The following is a 17,230-nucleotide window of genomic DNA, read 5'->3' as shown; positions in this document are numbered from 1 at the left end:
TTTTGTTCCCATGTCTTGGCTTGTTAACAGCTGATGCGACGGGTATAGCCATCAGCTGCGATTGATTCTAATAGCGAATCTAGTGGCTCATACATGTGCCACCGATCCACCGACTGTTGTTGAGCTATGTGATCGATATTCAAGATCTCAAGATCTTCAACTCGATTACCCTTCCATAGCTTGCCCAATAGAGCTATAAGCAGTTCTTCAAGAGAGGATACCATTTCCTGCCAGCGAGGAAATGGCATGCAACATCTTGCCAATCTGGGAGATGTCCCCTTTTCTAACAATAGGTTTTCGCCATCTGGTTCATGTTCAGAGCCAGTCATATCGTGAGTGTGAATGATTTTTCCGATGTCATGGAGTGCTATCCTCATTCTCATTAACTCTCCTTAAACAGGTACCTCCATACCAGATAACCCGCTTAGAAGTAGATCGGCAGCTTCGCCTACAAGAGTAGCGTGCATTTAAAGGTGTTCTGGAGCACCTAAAGCCTTTCTAAGATCAAATGCGTTCTGTCTTGTTTCTAGCTCCATACTTCCTCTAGTCTGTTAACACAGAGTTAATGGGCCACGTTGCTGTGAAGCAGTGCTTTTCGCGGTCCAACCCACGTAGTGGGCGGCCATTGGACGTATTATTATACCTTTTGAGCACTAAACACACCTTGCCAACTAAGTAGCTTATAAATAGCCATTGCAACAAACAAAAAAAGATAGCCAAAGAATATAGTTGCTATAAACAAAAGTTCCATGAACTCAATGGCACTATTGATACTGATGCTTTCTTTACCTAACCATAAAAGTGGATTGATCAGGCTAAATATTTGAAACACACTTGCGATTACAGGAGAGAAAATCAAATATATATTTATCTCTTTGTCGCTCAGGCGATCAACTATGAAAAAACTGAATACTGCAAAGATAATATAGCCAATACCAGCCATCAGCATACCCACAAGTATTGCTGGTATTATCATAGCCAAGAATGGTAGCAATAACATACATTTCCAGTACTTTCTTTTATTCATGTTTAGGTATAACGCTACGCTTAATTATGTAGAAAAAATGGTGTGTTTTTTTGCTCTTTGCAAAAAATGATAGTTTTGTCGAGCCCGGTAAAGTGCATTGTTAAGGCTGTGCCTCCACTTTGGAAATCGCTTTATCTATACTGCGATTAATGAAAAAGCTAATTACAACGGGCAACACCATAACGATGCCAACTATATCAGAGATAACACCCGGAATAAAAATTAGGAAAAAAGCAATCCCATATCTGACCATAAATAAGAAGGGCCTTAGCTTTTCTAATTGCTCCGGTGATAAGTTGTGGCCTTTACCTTCAAATTGCTTGCTTAATTTCTTGCCAATGCTTTTGCTGGCCCTCTTGGATTGTTTGAATTCTGGATACTGTACATATAGAAACACCGCACCAATAGCAGTAGTAACAATATAAAGACCAATTAACGTGTAAAGCCCAAGTATTGAATGAAGCCACCCAATAACTGCCAACTCACTGACTCCAAGAATTATCAGAAACAAAAACCACTTCATAATTTTTCTGCTACCTTAGCGCTGCGAGCAGGAGCTAAAGAACTATACTGAATAGGAGGTTTTTGGTCTCTCTGGCTGGCTTTGTTAGGTGATTCCTCTGCTATATACATATGCTGTCTATTGCGTCTACATAAGTTAGTTTCTGAATTTTAGACTCTGAATCATGAGAGGTGGTGACGAGTATTTCTGATACACACCCACCACAAAATAACTCGCCAACCCCTATAAGGTAGCCATTCATAGTTTTCTCGACTGAATTTACGGAGCCTACACCAAATACTTTGCGATGCCAATCAGGGAGACCTTCAATACCAAGTCTTTCAAAGGCTGATATTACGTCGATGGCTTTCTCATAGCCAAGTATGCCGGCACTGAAATAGATTCCCTTGTATTGGTACTCCCAGTCCGTTTCTACTGGTCGGCAAGAAAGGCCACCACCTACAGGACTACATGAAGCAGACTTTATTTTTACCTGATGAGGTTCATCAGTTTCAGCCACGAATACAATAGACGTGGCTCCACTCATGATAGAGTTCGAGCACAATGATAGCCTTTTGTCGGACTTATTAATCCCGGTCAGGGCTGCTCGAATATCTTCTTCCCTATATGTGAACATACCCCTTCCGTCACCGATGATTTCTTCCACATCGAAATCAGCCCATTCTGGATCGTTTTTGAGTCGTTCTTTTTCCTCTTCAACCTCTTTCTTTGTTAGCGGAGAAGCGGGAATAAAAATAGTCTCTTTTTGCGCGGCACATCCAAAGATATTTAAAGCTAGAAATATGAGTAGTACTATTCGCATGTTCACCTTACGCTATTTGTAATGGACTGCCTTGTGGTTAAACCATGCATAACGTTGTCTATCCTGATAGGCGACCGTTGACAAACTCATTATGTGTTTGTACGACTCCCCTCAACTATTGTTAACCCAAAAAACGCTACATCAGCTAATTTAACTGCGAGCAAAAGTACGCTTTAACACGTCCAGCCCACAGAGCAATTTTGCCTTACTTTGTTAAATATTGCATATATTCAGCTGCGGTAATTCCGGCTGCAATACCAATAATTAATGGTAGTACTGAGTACTGTGCATAGTATAGGTCTATAGCTTGTACTCTAATACAATTTAGAGTCAAAATCAGGGCGGAAATAATTATACCAATATTAAAGACGGCGTATTTGGAAATGCCAACTTTTTTTGCGAGAATCAAGCTCAGAATCCCAGAAAGAAATCCTTGAGCAAAGTAGCTTTTGAGGTTTAGAAAAATATCTAAATAGAGAGGCAGATCAAATACTTTTGGAGGGGCTATATAAAATGCCGACCACAGCATGGTCGCACCCATAACAACCACAAGTATTGAATGTTTTTTAAGCTTATCCATATGATATTTAATGACCTGCGTTTAGACAGCCGGATTGCAATACAGGCTGTCCTAGAGATGCCAAACATGGCGATAACAACGTTTTCTTATGTGTTTTTGACATATCCCCTGCTCAGAACCTTATTGAGTATTATTGTTGATAGCGCGAGGACGAATGACAAAGCTATGCCCCATGTAACCCAGAACGCCATGTATTGGAATCCGTGATTATTTGCATACAAATCTGGAGACGGATTCCTAGCCAGTTCTTCCATCATTTTTGCAGCATATATTTCGCCTAGCAAATGAATACTAACAGTACCCAGAACAATATATATCGAAATACAGATGCGGCTGTCTCTTTTATTCATGTTGCCTCGGGTTATAGGGAACGCCTAGAGCCCTGTGTCAAAACCAAAGTTAAGTGGCGTTTTTGATCTCGGGTACCTTTACTTGGTACGCCCAGCATGGGCGTGAACTAATGAGGTGGAAGCCTCCTGTATGAGGATCACCGTTTAATCGTTTCCATTAAATGCTAACTACTAGCGAATGGCAACCGCAATACCGCGAGGTCTTGTGGGGAGGAGGCCGCTAGAAAAATTACGAGCTGACGAATAGAAGCATCCTATAAGGCTTAGCCTGGAGGCGAGGTGGCCAAGCACACCGAAGCCGGGTGATCTAATGGGTAGAGTAAATGATGCAGTTGTGTAGTGAAAGTTCACGTTCTTATCTGGGGAGATCTGTTTAACTTGTTGCCGTGAAGCTGTCAGCGTGGCCGCTGATTCATAAATAGGACCAGCTAGCCACTATTGCGGATTGGCACGATGGGTAGCTTGGGAGCTGGTAGCTAAAACTACCGACATACCCGATTTATGCGCCTGTCCCTGCCTTGTCACAGAGACATCTATGTGGTTACCAAATAGTGCTTATTTACGATTAGCCCACGGAGAGTTATTTTCAAAAGTTGAGATATACAGATCTTCGACTTTATCTCGTGCCCACTGGGTTTTGCGTAAAAACTTGAGCGAAGACTTAATTGATGGGTCGCTCTTAAAGCAATTGATATTGATCCTATCTGCCAAACCATCCCAGCCATAATGCTCCTGCAAACGTGTAACAACTTTCTCAAGAGTAATACCGTGTAGCAGATTATTTGGTTGTTCTTTACTCATTTTATACTCTATGTTTAATTACGCATAATGCCGTGAATATGGACTGATGAAGCTGGCACGTAATCACAAATAAAATTAGGTGACAGGCTTGCCAGTCCTTTCTCTAAACTTTTTGTGTGTTTAAAGCCCTTTGATGATTATAATTGATATACTAATAAACATGGCTATAAGTAATATAGAGATACATTGTTTGAATCTTTGATTACTTCGCTTTGTTAACTTTTGAGTAAAGGTGGTATCTGTTTCGATAGCATCTTTTAATAGAATGTTTGAGCTAGATTGCAATAGTTCACCTATCTTGTCAGCTTCCTCTGGGCTAATTTCAGCCTTCGATGACATTTCAGATATCCTCTGGTGAATCGATGAGAGCTCATTGTATTCAGCCTTGTTGATTTTACCTGACTGAAAAAACTCTTCCTGCTTTTCTCTCAGTGTAGTTACATCCACGATTCTTCCTTAAGCATAACGCCTTGCACAGGTGCCGCTAGAATGGAGCCGCTTTGTGCTAGCGTAGCGTACAGCACAAAGCGAACGGAGTATAGGTGGTGGGACTCAGCAACTTGTTAAAAGCTTACTGGGACCAGTAACCCAATATATGGTATTTGCCGGACTCTTCAGGTTTTAAACGAACGCCAAGAGCTCTAAAGCCAGGGCAGATAATAAGAGCATGATTGCTAGCGCTACCATCACCTATTGGTTGTTTGGCATCGCCTTCTAGAATGTTGAGGGTGCATGACGAAGCAATATTTCGCTGCTTATTGAATTCTGACTGTGTACTGTTTCCGGTGTGAACGAAGCTATCTGTACTCCCTGATTCTAATAGTGATCTGACCGCTATTGAAACTGCCTGATATGATAAGGCACTAGAAGATAGAGCAAACAAAATAAATGCTGCGATAGTTTTCATAACTTTTAACGCTTTGCACACAGGCGAACGGAACGACGTGTACCGAGTCCAGCCTGTATCCTTTGTGGGCGATTGTGCCACAATTTGTAAGTACTATTTAACAGCATTGATCTGAACTACCGTGACATTAGCAATGCGACCACCGCGCCACCAAGTCCCTTTTGTACCATTCTTAAGCCTTTTATGGTGATATTCACGGCGCTCTTCACTTAATATCCACATATTGGCAAAGCCTTCATTAGGAATATTACCCGGAGTAGTATCTCTTATGACTCTGCCATCTTCATCAAGAATCTCTGGCCAGATCATGTGTATACCTTCAACTTGCGGATCATCCCCGTCATATAGAAAATCCACTCTCATTCCTTGACCCGGCTTGACATTTTTATTCTCTTCAGATAGGTCTATCTTGTACTTGACTACAAAATCTGGATTTCTTCCAGATCTTTCTTCATAAGGTATATGTGCTTTCATATAAGGCGCTATCATGAAGTTGTAGGGCGCCGTAGGCGTCCCGGGCAGCTTGCTATCGAATGCCGACGTCTTGTTATGCCCACCACTGGTTTTATTACATAAACGTGGTTCGCACAGCGTTCACTGTTAAGGCTAATAATGGAATGTTTGATAGAGCAAATATTAAAAACCTGATTTCAATTTTGTTGAAGGTTGCTTGCACAATACTATGAATTACTCGAATACCGACATACGTCCATGCCAGAATAAAATTTATGCCATCTCCTGCGCCAAGGACTGCAAGTGATATTGCCAAAGCATAGAAAATAGTTGGTTGCTCCATGAGATGATTATAATTATCAGCTTTCCAGCGAATATGGGGAGGCAGGGTTGACATTTGCTCTCCGCGAGGAGCATTCGGATCAAGCTTTAATTTAGCTTTCTTTACTGCAGGCAATCGTGTTGCGTACATCCACAACCACATAACCATAGACCAAGCTATCAAGGCAATTACAGGCTGAATTATTTGGGCACTTTCAATCATCCGTTGATTCCTTTTTATTATTTATTGAAGTTAGAGAGCTGAACAGAGCATAATGACCGCAACAGGAGCGTTAGTCGTCCCGCGTAAGGCTGGAGGCCTGGAACAAACTGATCGGCCATTGTTTTAATGGCTATTTTTTCGGTGGAACTCTTGTCGATACAACTTGGATTTCATTCTCGAAATATACTCTCGGATCGGTATCATTCAAGAATATAAAAGATTCGGGTTTAATACTAGGCTCAATAGCACGGGATTCTTCACGCGAGAGAATTAGAGACTTTTAGGATCCACCCATATCTCCTTATAAGTTCCTTCGCAGGTTTCAAGATACCACACATTTCTCCGTGGGTCTCCTTTTTAAAGGGGTTGTCTTGAGGGGAATTCCCTGTTTACTTAGAATATTTGATCCATTTTTTCTCTAAATCTAGTTCTAGAATGCAACCTCTCGTAGCAACATTTCCGTCTACAAGAATATACGTCCAATAGGCCCAGCCAGCATTGGTCGACTAATGTCCTTGGTATGTGTTTTACTCATTAATTACACAAAACCCATTACCAAAAGGATCTGAGCAATATGCAATAGTACCCCAGTCACCTCTTGCTCCTCCTTCATGCTTTCCGCCTAGTTTAACAATTCGCTTAACTATTTCATCTACGTTTCCAGTTAGAAAGTCAATATGAACGGGGGTCCAATGACGAGAATAATTTCGCTCAGCTGTCTCGGTGAGGGCTGCTGCTGATTCAACCTCTTTCTCTTGTAGATAAATATCACAGTTCTCTACTGAAATTACTGACATTCCAGCTTGATCCCTTAGCTTTTTACAACCAAGAGCTTTAATATAAAAATCCTCAGCTTGTTTAATGTTAGAAACATCAATACTTATAGAGAGCTTTATCAAAATATATCCTCTTTTATTGATTTATGATAAATGACAGCTACAACAGGGACGACCAATACTGAATACGTTTGTGCAAAAATGGGAGCGCAGCGACCAGCACATAACTGCTTGTGCTTGCTAGGCTGATGCACTCTAAACGGATCAGAAAAAGTTACGCCTCTACTTTAAATAAAATGGGAATTCTATGCAGCCCTTCACTTGGATTTGGCAGCCATGTAGATAGGTAATAATTTGAATGCTTTGCCAAGCATTCTGCATAAGCGCGTAATTCTTTAGGATTAATGTCCTCTGGTTTAGCATCAATCAATCTTCCATTCTTCGCAATAGTGAGAACCATTACAAAGCTGCCTTCAATATTTAGCTCTCCTAAATACTCCACATGAGGCGTGCAAAAACCGATCGAAGTAGCTGTAGCAGTGGAGATCTCTGTTAAGAGGATGGCCAGCAACATTACTTTAAATATATTGTGAATCATCAAATAAGTCCAACGCCTTGCTAATGAGCAGCCGAAGTAACGCGCAGGCTATCCTGTGGAGGCCGCGCTTTTCGCGGTCGGAACGAAATTGATAAACTTGTTATCATCTTTTACCACGTAACTTTGTACTTAACGCTCGTACACCTACAGGCTTTAAAGAATAGTACTTTGCAAACAGTAACTCGCCCAGAAATGGGGCTAAGATCAGTACTATACCGAACACAACCCAACTCTTACTGGCCAAACCCAATATAACAGCCAGCATTGGAATAATGGCGCCTATAAATGCGAGTGCCCATTTTGACAACGAAGTGTACTCGCACTGAAAGAAGCACTTTTCACAGTGCATGCGGTTTGAAAAAGACAGCATTCTGACTTTTACCGCTTGCTTTCCACATTGTGGGCACTTTCTTATCATGGCTTACAACGCCAAGCTTCGTGACTGCTGTGAAGCGGATGCGTATCAGCGGCTCCAGCCACGGTAGTGCCGAACAAGAGTGCTTTGCTATGCATTTTCCGGCCAATCAGAAAAAAATCCCCATTCAATATCTGCTGCATTTAGGCAAAAACTCCAATTACCTCTCGGCAGTCTTTTGGAGTCAAAGCCAATAATAGGCAATGGATATTCAAGCAAGTCTTCTCCATCAGTTAAATCCTGCTCATATCGTTCTTGAATATTAGCAAATTTAAAGGATTTTCATTCTTTATGATTATATGCAGGAAAAATAGTGATAATCGAGGTTTTGCCGTTTTTTTCTCACGACACAAGATCATGAGCTACATTACCTCTTAATGCAAATTTTTCGATTTTTGATACTGCTAACGCATTGCTCAGTTGCGGCCTGATTGGAGCTTGTGTTGTGCTAATATTTTCTAGCACAATACAAACGGAGTGTAGGATGTAAATTGTAGCAATTCGTTATGGCATTTTTGATGGGTGGGGGAGTTGGAATTCTAGCTTAGCTAAATGCATGTTTGTGCGAATTTTCTGAACATCTGTTCCCAAGTGATTTTCAGGATTGCAAGAAATATAAATTTCCTTTGTATTTGTGAAGAATATCAGATTGGCGGGATGTGGATGACATTATGGCGCCATTATAGATTTAATATACTCCTCAAGACACTTATCTCCGGCCGTATATCTCTATTTAACAAAAATCCAACTATTAAGTAAAAATATCTTTGAATGACTAGGTTGAAGGAAAAACTACAATCTATCTGGTTTGTGGAAGTGGTCTTGAGGTGCTTATTCCTGGTGGTTGTGGATCATTTCTTTTTTAAAACTCTTTGAAATTCAATAATTATTTTGTAGAACGTTAGCAGCCTAAGGGTAAATACCTTGAGGGATTTGCCTTGTGGGAGGGGTAATACTTAAGTATCAATTTCGGCTGAAAAATTCAAATCTAAGTGCTATAAGCTTCAACTAAATGGCTGTAAGTTTTCTTTGCGTTTTCATGACTATCGACATTGAATTTAGAATAGTGTTTACTGGATTCTCCATAGGCGATTTCAGAAAAGTTTTTAAGTGAAGAGCTAAGCTCTCTCAGTGACCGCCTATGGTTTAAATATTTTTTTCTTTAGTATTTTTAATTAACAGGTTTGCTCAAGCGCCAATTACTTTTAAGCTTCTGTCAGTATCTATAAGCAAAAACTGATCGGAAAAGCTTTAGTATTTGGCACTTAAATTACCTTTTATCTTGAAAAATTTTCTGCCGTATTAAGAGGGTTTTTTGTTAAAAATGGGCAGGCCTGTACCTGTATATATCACAAACATTAATGGGAACTAACATGGCTACAAACACTTACATCTATAAATCCTACGCAGACGGTGAGTCAGACAGCGATACTTTGTGGGGGCAGGTACAAAATAGCCTTAATAGCTTAAGCCAGAATGGCCGCGATTCGGTAAAAATCGCAAGTTCAAACGAACATGGCGGCAATTGCAGGAGTGTCATTATTTACACAGACGACGCGGCACCCGCTGGCTCAGTTGACACATTGTCACAGACTTGGAATTACGAAACCTTCGACGATTCAGACGGATATAGCACAATGTATCAAAATGCCGTCAATTTTCTGAATGAAACCCTTAATTCCGTACAGGCATACTACTCGCGACTGTCTATGATCGATGCCAAGAGTCACTCAGCACACCTCGTTGTTTGGTACCGTGGAGGTGCATAAACAGAATTATTATATTTTCGGAATTCATTGATGGCTCATAGTCATCATCTCTTTTTACACCAATGCAAACAATTAGCCAGCCTGTGCTCACGCGCCATAAGAGCGTAGCTCTAAAGTCGAAGTGAGCAGCTGTCAGGTTGTAGGGTAAGGCGTGTGGAGATAACAAGACACAGTTAATCTGTTTGCGTAGCTTTTATATTTATATAAGGTGAGCACGTGTCAAACTTCGACCAGATGGCAAACTTTTCTAGTACCACCAATATCGCTAGCACCTCCACTGGCTCTAACTCATCCTCCGTCGCCAAAAATTATGCGAAGAATTTTCTTACCCAAGTCAATCCCCGTACTGGTTTACTCAGCGTTACGATCCCATCGCCACCTCTAAAAGGGATTCTCTCGATGGATGTGAATCTCGGGATCACATACGCGCAGGAGACCGTAGGTTCCTATGAACAATTGTTTGGTCTACCTGTAGGATGGTCCTATTCGTTAAGTTACATTAATGATGGGATCTTGACTCTCAACGGTAGCCAAACCTATGTTTTGAGTCCGGAAAGTCCTTCTGGCTTGCAGTATTACTACCAGAAAAACCTTGAAATGACGCAGTATAGTCCAGGGCAATACCCTAATTTGCCCTATGACCCAAGTACCCCTTATGCATACCTACTGACCTTTTTAGACGGCCATCATCAGTATTTCGATGCCCAGGGGAAATTGATCTGTTGGGACGACAAAAATGGAAACCATCTGCTTTTTACCTATGATTCAAGCGATGCTTCCATTACACAGGCGAAGCTTATCAGTGTTACCGATGCATACGGACAAAACCTATCGATTTCACTCAGTAGTGATTCCATCGACGTGATTTACCCAAAATCCGATGCCAACCCTAACCCGATCACCTATTCTTACCAGCTACTTGAGGGTGCGCTGGTTTCCTACATTGACCCTATGGGCTTGACCACGCACTTTATTTACAACGGAGGTCTTATAAATAGCAAGCTCCTCTCGAACGTCAACTATCCCAATAAAGTCAGCTCGACGTTTGACTACAGTACAATCTACTACAAAGATAGTTCTGGACAACAAGAGCAACAAGATGTCGTGAGCAAGGTGATCAACACCTATGAAGAAGAAACCCGTAGCACAACCTATAATTATCACCCTGAGCAAAGTGGTCCAGATGGCCACAATTATCTTGGAAACCCTACGTATGAGGTCGCATCTACAACATCAGATACTTTATTTCAAAGTGATGACAATAATTACAGGTATTACACCACGATCAACAATAACAAAACGTTGGTTGTTAATCAGTACAACAATCTGCACCTTCTTCTAAAGTCGACCACCTTCACAGCAGATGGAAGCGAACGCATCCAAGAAATAGCGTACACTTATGTTGGTGAAACGGACGGCGACTTCCCCCCCTACAACCAGCTCGATCCGAATTATCAACTGATTGCAGAAAAGCTAAGCACCTTCTACAACGAGCAAGAAGACACCAGACCCGCTAAAATTATTCGCAGCTACACAGACAATGGTCAAATTGCCTCTATCGAAGAGTACGAACAGATAGAGGGTGAATTACAGCTCGTCAAAAAGGGAGAGGTTGAATACGATATCAGTTTTGGTATGCCCACTTCCGTTAAGGTATACGACTACAAACCCAGAGGAGTACTTAGTCAAACACCAGAGATTATAAGAACGGACAATAAGCTTTCAGATGATAAGAAGCACATCCTCACATCCACCCGCGGGACTGAAGTGAATGGCTTACTTAATCCACTACTCGTGACCTCTGTTGAGTATGACACTGCTGGCCGTCCCAGTTCCTCCACGCGTACCTGGGGTTCAGCAGCACCAGATCATTCTGGAATTGCGAAAACCAACACGACCTTCGAAAATATTCTTGACTCTACCGCACACACATTGACGCATGCGACAACCGATTTCTTTGGCAACACCTCTAATGAGGTTTACGATTTATGTACTGGTTTCCCAATCTCAACCAGCAACGCCGTGGGTGCGATCACTACGTATAACTATGACCTCGCTGAAGCAACCGTAATACGCACTGACTCTATGGGTAATACCACAACATGGAGCTACGATCTTACCAATAACATAATGCGAAAGCTCGATGCCAACGGTTACGAACAGAAGTACTACTACAACGGGTTTGGGCAACTTATCCAGCAAAGTGATTATCCTGTGAAGGGTGGGGCAGAGCGAACCTTAACGACGAATACTTATGATCAGCTTGGGCGTCTCAGCGTACAATTGGGTGTTCTAGGCGAAGCATCAAAAGTCACATACGCCTATAACTCACGCAGCCAATTAGCCTCTAAGACTGATGCCCTTGGCAATATATCGGGATACGAATATGATTCGGTAGCCTGTACGAAAGCAAGCTCCTTTAATTCTCTGAAATCAACTGAAGTGACTTACGGTCCTGAGAAGTCTGGCGGCCCACTTCTTAGTAAATTCAAAAAAAGAGCTAAAAAAGAATATAAACAAAGACTTGTCGCTTCGGCTAAAAAGTTCGATAGGCACAATGCTAATCAGTACGCCTGCGCTACACGCTTGTGGAACGCTTTTCAACTCAATGTACAGACCAGTATTGGGGATCAGCAGACCCCTCAACAGTTTTCTCTAGCGAGATCCTACAATATCCTCCAAAGCCCCACCCAGTATTGTCTAGGTGGTGCAAATCTCAAGCGCACACTAGTGGCCTCGCGAGATCTAAATGGGAATATGCTTCAGAGCACTTGTACACTTGAAGGTACGTCTCAGACAGAAGCGTCGTCAAATCGTAGTTACAATGAACTCGGGGAATTCACACAAGAAGCCACACTGACGGAACAGGCTCGAAAATTTTCTTATGATGCGGTAGGAAATAGGACTCAGATCACCCAGTTTAATGGATCACAGGTAAACAGCACCTATGATTTAAACAAGCGAGTCTCTTCTCATTCGTACACCGAGAATGGTTCGAGCATTGAAATTCATTATGAATACGATGGTGTCGGGCAGCGTACTTCCATCGAGCGCTTCGTGGATGGGGAAAGCGATGCACTGCTCAGCTACACCTACACGCTTGATGGCAATATTTCTTCAATAAGCTATCCAGACGGGAAAACAGTTTCGTGGAACTACGATGTCAATACGGGCCTTCTGACTTCATCCATTGATGCGCTCGGGCATCAGTGTAGCTATTCCTACGATAGTTATGGCCGGCTCGCTAAAATCGCTCGGGACGATGGCTCTGTTTCTGTGGGAATCACCTATATCACCCAGGATATGGACAAAGCTAATGTGGGGAAAATAGCCTCGGTGAGCTACTCAAATGGGGTCAAGCTCGCTTACACCTATAACGGCTTTGGGCGCCCCCAGCAAATCACCGCTACCAGTATGGGTGAAGGCGAGCCGATTACCCTCACCTACAGCTACGATGCAACGACCTCATTCGTAACCGCCATTAGCTACCGACACCCTGGGGGCTCAAGTACACTCAACCGCGATGTTTCATTCGTATATGATGATGTTGGACAAGTCATTGGGGAATCATCTGTAGACCTACAAGGCAACCCACTCGAAACCGTATCTTATAGCTATGATGCGCTAGCCAATATCAAAACTTGCACTCGCTCACTGCCTTCTTCTGAAAGTGCGGAGACAAATTACACCTACGACGCCGATAACCGGCTAAATTCCATCAGCGTGGCTGGCGCTCAAGATCAGGCTTTGAACTACGATGAAAACAACAATCTGATTAAAGATGAAAATGGTAATAGCTACCAATACAATGCATTGAATCAACTCACACAATTCACCTCAAGTGACGGCGAGAATACGACCTACACCTATTATCCCAATGGGCTGCGTGCAACCAAGCAAACCGGTGATGAGGAAATCATTCGCTATTATTACGACAACGCCAGCAATGCCAATATCATCAATGAAGTTCAGGGGGATTCAGAGGCCAGCTACATAATATCAGCATCGTCGCGACTCGCTCGTATGCTGAAGAAAGACTCGTCATCTGAACTCCAGTCTTATCTACTCGATAGACAAAATGTTCTTCTGACTTTCGGTAATTCAGGTTCTATCAGTAGCGAGTATGTCTATAACGCATATGGCAACTGTAGGTCATCCCAGAGCGGAAGCATTGCTGACAATCCATTTGCTTATTGTGGAGAATATGCCGACTCGGAATCGAGCTTGCTCTATCTGAGGGCCCGGTACTACGCGGCGCAACGGATGAGGTTTGTGAGTCGAGATAGCTTCCTGGTTATGAATCCTTACACCTATGCCGATGGGAATCCTGTCATGAAGCAAGATCCTTCTGGGCATCTTTCAACCGCAGCAAAGATTGGTATCGGTGTGGGATCAGCTGTTGGTGCAACCATCTTCGGATTTGGCGCGTGGGGTGCCTGGTCACACTTGGTGCGTGGGCAAATTGCTCAAGATGGGGAGGAAGAGGTATTTAATGATGTTGGTCAAAATTATGGCGCTTTTGGGGATGATGGCGATTTTGATTTTGGAGCGCTGGGAGAGCAAGTTAATGCTTTTGATCAAAGTATTGGCATTATGGGGTCGGCGAATACAGCAGAAGAGATAATGGATCAAGTTGGTTCAAATTCAGAAGTCTTTATCTACTTACAGGACGATGGGCAATATGGTTTCATGACACTAGACATGCCCGATGACGAGTTACCTATTCTGAATGACACTGAAACACTTCGTCAGGAAGCCCCTGAAATACTTCAAGAGGGATTGATCTATCGGACACCCCTTCCAGCTATAAAGCCAGCTAGACGAGATAGAGATGAGGAGTCAGCGGCGGACGACTCTGAATCAGTTGGGATGACAGTATTAGAGGATCCGGAGCTACTAGCGCTTTTTGCATGTTAAACCAATAGAAATAAGAGGCTGACTTAAATTGCAATCCCTGAGTGTAGGGCGCTACTTTATCATTGTGCAATGGCAAAGTAGCGCCCTACAATTATTCATAGCCAGAAAAAAGGTAATGTAAATTTTTTTGTGTATCTGCCCGCTCATTTGCAAATTGATGAAATCTATCATTGTCAATTGGTTGCCAAGCTCCGCAATGCTTTCGGGGCGCAAATTTCGCCAATCAACTTCAGAGCTCTCAAAATATATTGGTATTTCTATTTCGCGAATACTTAAAGCAACTTGCAGAGCTAATTACCCGTTGGGAGAAGCTGTTTCGGGCTCCCTCTCTGGCTCTGCACTATCTCAAAGGCGATACCCTCGATCACTGTGAGCTGAAAAAACTAAGAGAAGTCACCGCTATATGGCGGGAGCGCTTAACAGGTATCAGTTGGTTTATGCGCTGTTTAAACGAGTCTACCGCCCGGCAAGCCAATGCTGAAGACAAGTGCACAGGCCGTTTTTGGGAGGGGCGATTTAAGTCGCAGGCTTTACTGGATGAAAATCCCTCGCCGCTTGCATGGCCTTTGTAGACCTAAACCCTATCCGCGCTAATATTGCCAAAACGCCTGAAGGCTCTGATTACACCTATATTCAACTGCGTATTCGCTCTGCAATCACCGCTGAGCAACCCAAAAGTTTACTACCGTTTGTGGGAGATGAGCGCTTAAATATGCCAAAAGGGTTACCTTTTGAGCTGGGCCACTATTTGGAGTTGGTGGATTGGAGTGGTCGGCATCTAGATCCCAGAAAGCGCGGCGCTATCGCTGAGAATACCCCTCCCATATTTGAACGCTTGGGTATTTCACCTGAGCACTGGCTTTACCTAAACCGAAATTTTGAAAGCCGATTTAAAGGTTTGGTGGGGTCGGTTAAAGCAGTACGGAAAGCCTGTAACTTATTGAATAAACGCTGGGCCCAAGGTGTGCGTGATTGCCAGAAGTTTCTCTCTTACTCCTCATCTCAACTAAATTGAATCATTTTTAATCCCACCGATCGATACCTGTTCGCCCTGTGTGCTGAAAGCTCTGCACACCAAAAATAGACAAAATACTCCGCATATTCGTGCTTCGATGCTCCTCTGGTGAGTATGGATTTTTACTCCGCCGATTTCTTCCTCACCCATGATTCATGGGTGTCCTATTTGTGTTGTGATTGTTAGCTGCCTTTGCGTAATTGCTCATTATATATTTCCTGTATCTCAGCATAGCCAACTGCTCTTGAGCCTTCTAGAACCTCCAGATTAGCACCAGTCTCTAGGCATTTTGGGTATGCCTCTGGCGTGATGAATTTAACAAATGCTAGAGTGCGCCTGTTAGGTTCCGCAATCCCCGCATCAATAAACCAATGAATTGTAGTCGTGAGGTAGTCGGCTTTAACCCTGTAATGAGGTCGGTATCCATTCTTTACGATAATATCTTTACCGGAAAGATATACCTGCACAAGAGCATCAGGCTCCCAGTCTGGATTTTCAATTCTATCGAATTTATCAGATATCACATTTGTCTCTTACAACAGTTAACGCTGGTAGCAAGGGCCGGAGCCGCAACGCGGCGGAGGTCCAGTAAATGCGCAGCATTTACGATCGTGCCTGCCCTTGTTAAAAATTTCTACCAACTATCAGTAACGGTCTCAATTGACCTTGAGACCAGTTTACCTGAATGGAACTCATAAACTACAGCTTCATACTCGATGCCAGATAAACCATGCTCTTTTGGAGATAGAAAAGTTCTCTCACCAATCCTTACGATGATTTTTCCTGTATACCAAGTAGCGGCTATGGGATAGCTTTTACTCGGAAAAATTGCGTCCACATCGATAGATTTTGGAGATTTATCACAAGCATTGGCAACCAAGTGCCTTAGTACAAGCATCCCTTTTTCTAAAGCCCATGATCCACGATACCCTCGCCAATTTGCACTACACATTCGAGGCTTGACCTTTTCATGAAAGGAATTTTGATCAATATAAGAATCCAGCGGTAGCTGAGATATTTCGAATCTGGCTTGGTCAATAGTAAATTCTTCTTTGATTTGTTGTGTAGCTGAAGCCTGCAAGCTCACGAACAATAAGAGGCTTGTAAATAGTAACTTCACTTGAATCATTTCCTATTTTTAATGCTCAGCGCAGGAGCAGCCAGCGCGGAGCGCATTTTGTGTTAATGTTTGAGCGCCAGCGAGTAACACAAAAGGTGCGTAGCGTTGGCTGTCGCTCTGCCGCTGCTTGGTACGCCCAGCATGGGCGTGAACTAATGGGGTGAAAGTCCCCTGTAGGAAGATCACCGTTTAATGGACTTCATTAAATGCTAACTACTAGCGAATGGCAACTGCAATACCGCGAGGTCTTGTGGGGAGGAAGCCGCTAGCAAAGCTACGAGCTGACGGACAGAAACATCATATAAGGCTTAGCCTGGAGGCGAGGTGGCCAAGGACACCGAAGCCATGTGATCTAACGGGTAGAGTAAATGATGCAGTTGTGTAGTGAAAGTTCACGTTCTTATCTGGGGAGATCTGTTTAACCTGCTGCTGTAAAGCTGTCAGCGTGGCCGCTGACTCATAAGTAGGCCCAGCCCGCTAGCCACTATCGCGGGGGTAAACAAAATTGGTGGAACACAGCGGCGCCTTGGTCAGTAATGATCAAGGTGATTAAACAGAAGTCAGCCGACGGCATAGTAGCCTAATGCCAAGATTAATACCTTGGATACGGTGAAGGCCTGAACCCAAAATCCA

Annotated in this window: 18 protein-coding genes; 4 read left to right on the top strand and 14 right to left on the bottom strand. The window is 43.0% G+C overall.

Translation table 11 applies throughout. The features are described from left to right. Window positions 1-23: 23 nt before the first annotated feature. The 12 genes from ACYX4J_RS15510 to ACYX4J_RS15455 form a co-directional block, all read right to left on the bottom strand. On the bottom strand, window positions 24-383 hold the full coding sequence (locus ACYX4J_RS15510) for a hypothetical protein (protein ID WP_444906026.1): 360 nt from the start codon (window positions 381-383) through the stop codon (window positions 24-26). 254 nt (window positions 384-637) lie between these two features. Continuing rightward, complete coding sequence (locus ACYX4J_RS15505) at window positions 638-1,000, bottom strand: hypothetical protein (protein ID WP_444906025.1); 363 nt, start codon at window positions 998-1,000, stop codon at window positions 638-640. Between the two features lie 127 nt (window positions 1,001-1,127). Beyond that, entirely contained in the window at window positions 1,128-1,550 is a 423-nt protein-coding gene (locus tag ACYX4J_RS15500) for an FxsA family protein (RefSeq protein ID WP_444906024.1), read from the bottom strand. Between the two features lie 100 nt (window positions 1,551-1,650). Further along, the gene (locus ACYX4J_RS15495; RefSeq protein ID WP_476176999.1) at window positions 1,651-2,352 is read right to left on the bottom strand and encodes a hypothetical protein; all 702 of its coding nucleotides are present in this window, start codon (window positions 2,350-2,352) and stop codon (window positions 1,651-1,653) included. 205 nt (window positions 2,353-2,557) lie between these two features. Continuing rightward, window positions 2,558-2,932 carry a hypothetical protein gene (locus ACYX4J_RS15490; RefSeq protein WP_476176998.1) on the bottom strand — a complete coding sequence of 125 codons (375 nt, stop codon included), beginning with the start codon at window positions 2,930-2,932 and terminating at the stop codon, window positions 2,558-2,560. A gap of 905 nt (window positions 2,933-3,837) precedes the next feature. Continuing rightward, window positions 3,838-4,083: a VF530 family protein gene (locus ACYX4J_RS15485; RefSeq protein ID WP_444906021.1), complete on the bottom strand. Its 246-nt coding sequence runs from the start codon at window positions 4,081-4,083 to the stop codon at window positions 3,838-3,840. 120 nt (window positions 4,084-4,203) lie between these two features. Then, window positions 4,204-4,530 carry a hypothetical protein gene (locus ACYX4J_RS15480; protein WP_476176997.1) on the bottom strand — a complete coding sequence of 109 codons (327 nt, stop codon included), beginning with the start codon at window positions 4,528-4,530 and terminating at the stop codon, window positions 4,204-4,206. A gap of 124 nt (window positions 4,531-4,654) precedes the next feature. After that, the gene (locus ACYX4J_RS15475; protein WP_444906019.1) at window positions 4,655-4,990 is read right to left on the bottom strand and encodes a hypothetical protein; all 336 of its coding nucleotides are present in this window, start codon (window positions 4,988-4,990) and stop codon (window positions 4,655-4,657) included. 93 nt (window positions 4,991-5,083) lie between these two features. Then, window positions 5,084-5,464 (bottom strand): hypothetical protein, encoded by a 381-nt coding sequence (locus tag ACYX4J_RS15470; protein ID WP_444906018.1) that lies wholly within the window; start codon window positions 5,462-5,464, stop codon window positions 5,084-5,086. Window positions 5,465-5,558: 94 nt separating this feature from the next. Continuing rightward, window positions 5,559-5,987, bottom strand: coding sequence for an MAPEG family protein (locus tag ACYX4J_RS15465; protein ID WP_476176996.1), 429 nt, complete (start codon window positions 5,985-5,987; stop codon window positions 5,559-5,561). Between the two features lie 527 nt (window positions 5,988-6,514). Further along, the gene (locus ACYX4J_RS15460) at window positions 6,515-6,886 is read right to left on the bottom strand and encodes a VOC family protein (protein WP_476176995.1); all 372 of its coding nucleotides are present in this window, start codon (window positions 6,884-6,886) and stop codon (window positions 6,515-6,517) included. A 151-nt stretch (window positions 6,887-7,037) separates the two neighbouring features. Beyond that, entirely contained in the window at window positions 7,038-7,361 is a 324-nt protein-coding gene (locus tag ACYX4J_RS15455; RefSeq protein WP_476176994.1) for a hypothetical protein, read from the bottom strand. Between the two features lie 1,788 nt (window positions 7,362-9,149). Here ACYX4J_RS15455 and ACYX4J_RS15450 point away from each other — a divergent pair. From ACYX4J_RS15450 to ACYX4J_RS15435, 4 genes are all read left to right on the top strand, one after another. Further along, window positions 9,150-9,545, top strand: coding sequence for a hypothetical protein (locus tag ACYX4J_RS15450; protein WP_444906014.1), 396 nt, complete (start codon window positions 9,150-9,152; stop codon window positions 9,543-9,545). A gap of 216 nt (window positions 9,546-9,761) precedes the next feature. Further along, window positions 9,762-14,462 (top strand): RHS repeat domain-containing protein, encoded by a 4,701-nt coding sequence (locus ACYX4J_RS15445; RefSeq protein WP_476176993.1) that lies wholly within the window; start codon window positions 9,762-9,764, stop codon window positions 14,460-14,462. 248 nt (window positions 14,463-14,710) lie between these two features. Beyond that, window positions 14,711-15,034, top strand: coding sequence for a hypothetical protein (locus ACYX4J_RS15440; protein ID WP_476176992.1), 324 nt, complete (start codon window positions 14,711-14,713; stop codon window positions 15,032-15,034). Beyond that, window positions 15,022-15,477, top strand: coding sequence for a hypothetical protein (locus ACYX4J_RS15435; RefSeq protein ID WP_476176991.1), 456 nt, complete (start codon window positions 15,022-15,024; stop codon window positions 15,475-15,477). The genes ACYX4J_RS15440 and ACYX4J_RS15435 overlap by 13 nt, the downstream gene beginning before the upstream one ends. Window positions 15,478-15,659: 182 nt before the next feature. On the opposite strand, the gene ACYX4J_RS15430 is transcribed toward ACYX4J_RS15435, so the two are convergent. Together ACYX4J_RS15430 and ACYX4J_RS15425 are read right to left on the bottom strand one after the other, a co-directional pair. Next, complete coding sequence (locus tag ACYX4J_RS15430) at window positions 15,660-16,001, bottom strand: hypothetical protein (RefSeq protein WP_476176990.1); 342 nt, start codon at window positions 15,999-16,001, stop codon at window positions 15,660-15,662. A gap of 110 nt (window positions 16,002-16,111) precedes the next feature. After that, window positions 16,112-16,597 (bottom strand): hypothetical protein, encoded by a 486-nt coding sequence (locus tag ACYX4J_RS15425; protein WP_476176989.1) that lies wholly within the window; start codon window positions 16,595-16,597, stop codon window positions 16,112-16,114. Between the last annotated feature and the right edge of the window lie 633 nt (window positions 16,598-17,230).

The organism is Microbulbifer sp. ABM4_008 (assembly GCF_056311705.1).
This window is presented reverse-complemented; position numbering and strand designations above follow the sequence as displayed.

Coding starts and splice junctions, on each gene's coding strand:
- ACYX4J_RS15510 (WP_444906026.1), bottom strand. CDS start 383: ATGAGAATGAGGATAGCACTCCATGACATCGGAAAAATCATTCACACT.
- ACYX4J_RS15505 (WP_444906025.1), bottom strand. CDS start 1,000: ATGTTATTGCTACCATTCTTGGCTATGATAATACCAGCAATACTTGTG.
- ACYX4J_RS15500 (WP_444906024.1), bottom strand. CDS start 1,550: ATGAAGTGGTTTTTGTTTCTGATAATTCTTGGAGTCAGTGAGTTGGCA.
- ACYX4J_RS15495 (WP_476176999.1), bottom strand. CDS start 2,352: ATGCGAATAGTACTACTCATATTTCTAGCTTTAAATATCTTTGGATGT.
- ACYX4J_RS15490 (WP_476176998.1), bottom strand. CDS start 2,932: ATGGATAAGCTTAAAAAACATTCAATACTTGTGGTTGTTATGGGTGCG.
- ACYX4J_RS15485 (WP_444906021.1), bottom strand. CDS start 4,083: ATGAGTAAAGAACAACCAAATAATCTGCTACACGGTATTACTCTTGAG.
- ACYX4J_RS15475 (WP_444906019.1), bottom strand. CDS start 4,990: ATGAAAACTATCGCAGCATTTATTTTGTTTGCTCTATCTTCTAGTGCC.
- ACYX4J_RS15470 (WP_444906018.1), bottom strand. CDS start 5,464: ATGAAAGCACATATACCTTATGAAGAAAGATCTGGAAGAAATCCAGAT.
- ACYX4J_RS15465 (WP_476176996.1), bottom strand. CDS start 5,987: ATGATTGAAAGTGCCCAAATAATTCAGCCTGTAATTGCCTTGATAGCT.
- ACYX4J_RS15455 (WP_476176994.1), bottom strand. CDS start 7,361: ATGATTCACAATATATTTAAAGTAATGTTGCTGGCCATCCTCTTAACA.
- ACYX4J_RS15450 (WP_444906014.1), top strand. CDS start 9,150: ATGGCTACAAACACTTACATCTATAAATCCTACGCAGACGGTGAGTCA.
- ACYX4J_RS15435 (WP_476176991.1), top strand. CDS start 15,022: ATGGCCTTTGTAGACCTAAACCCTATCCGCGCTAATATTGCCAAAACG.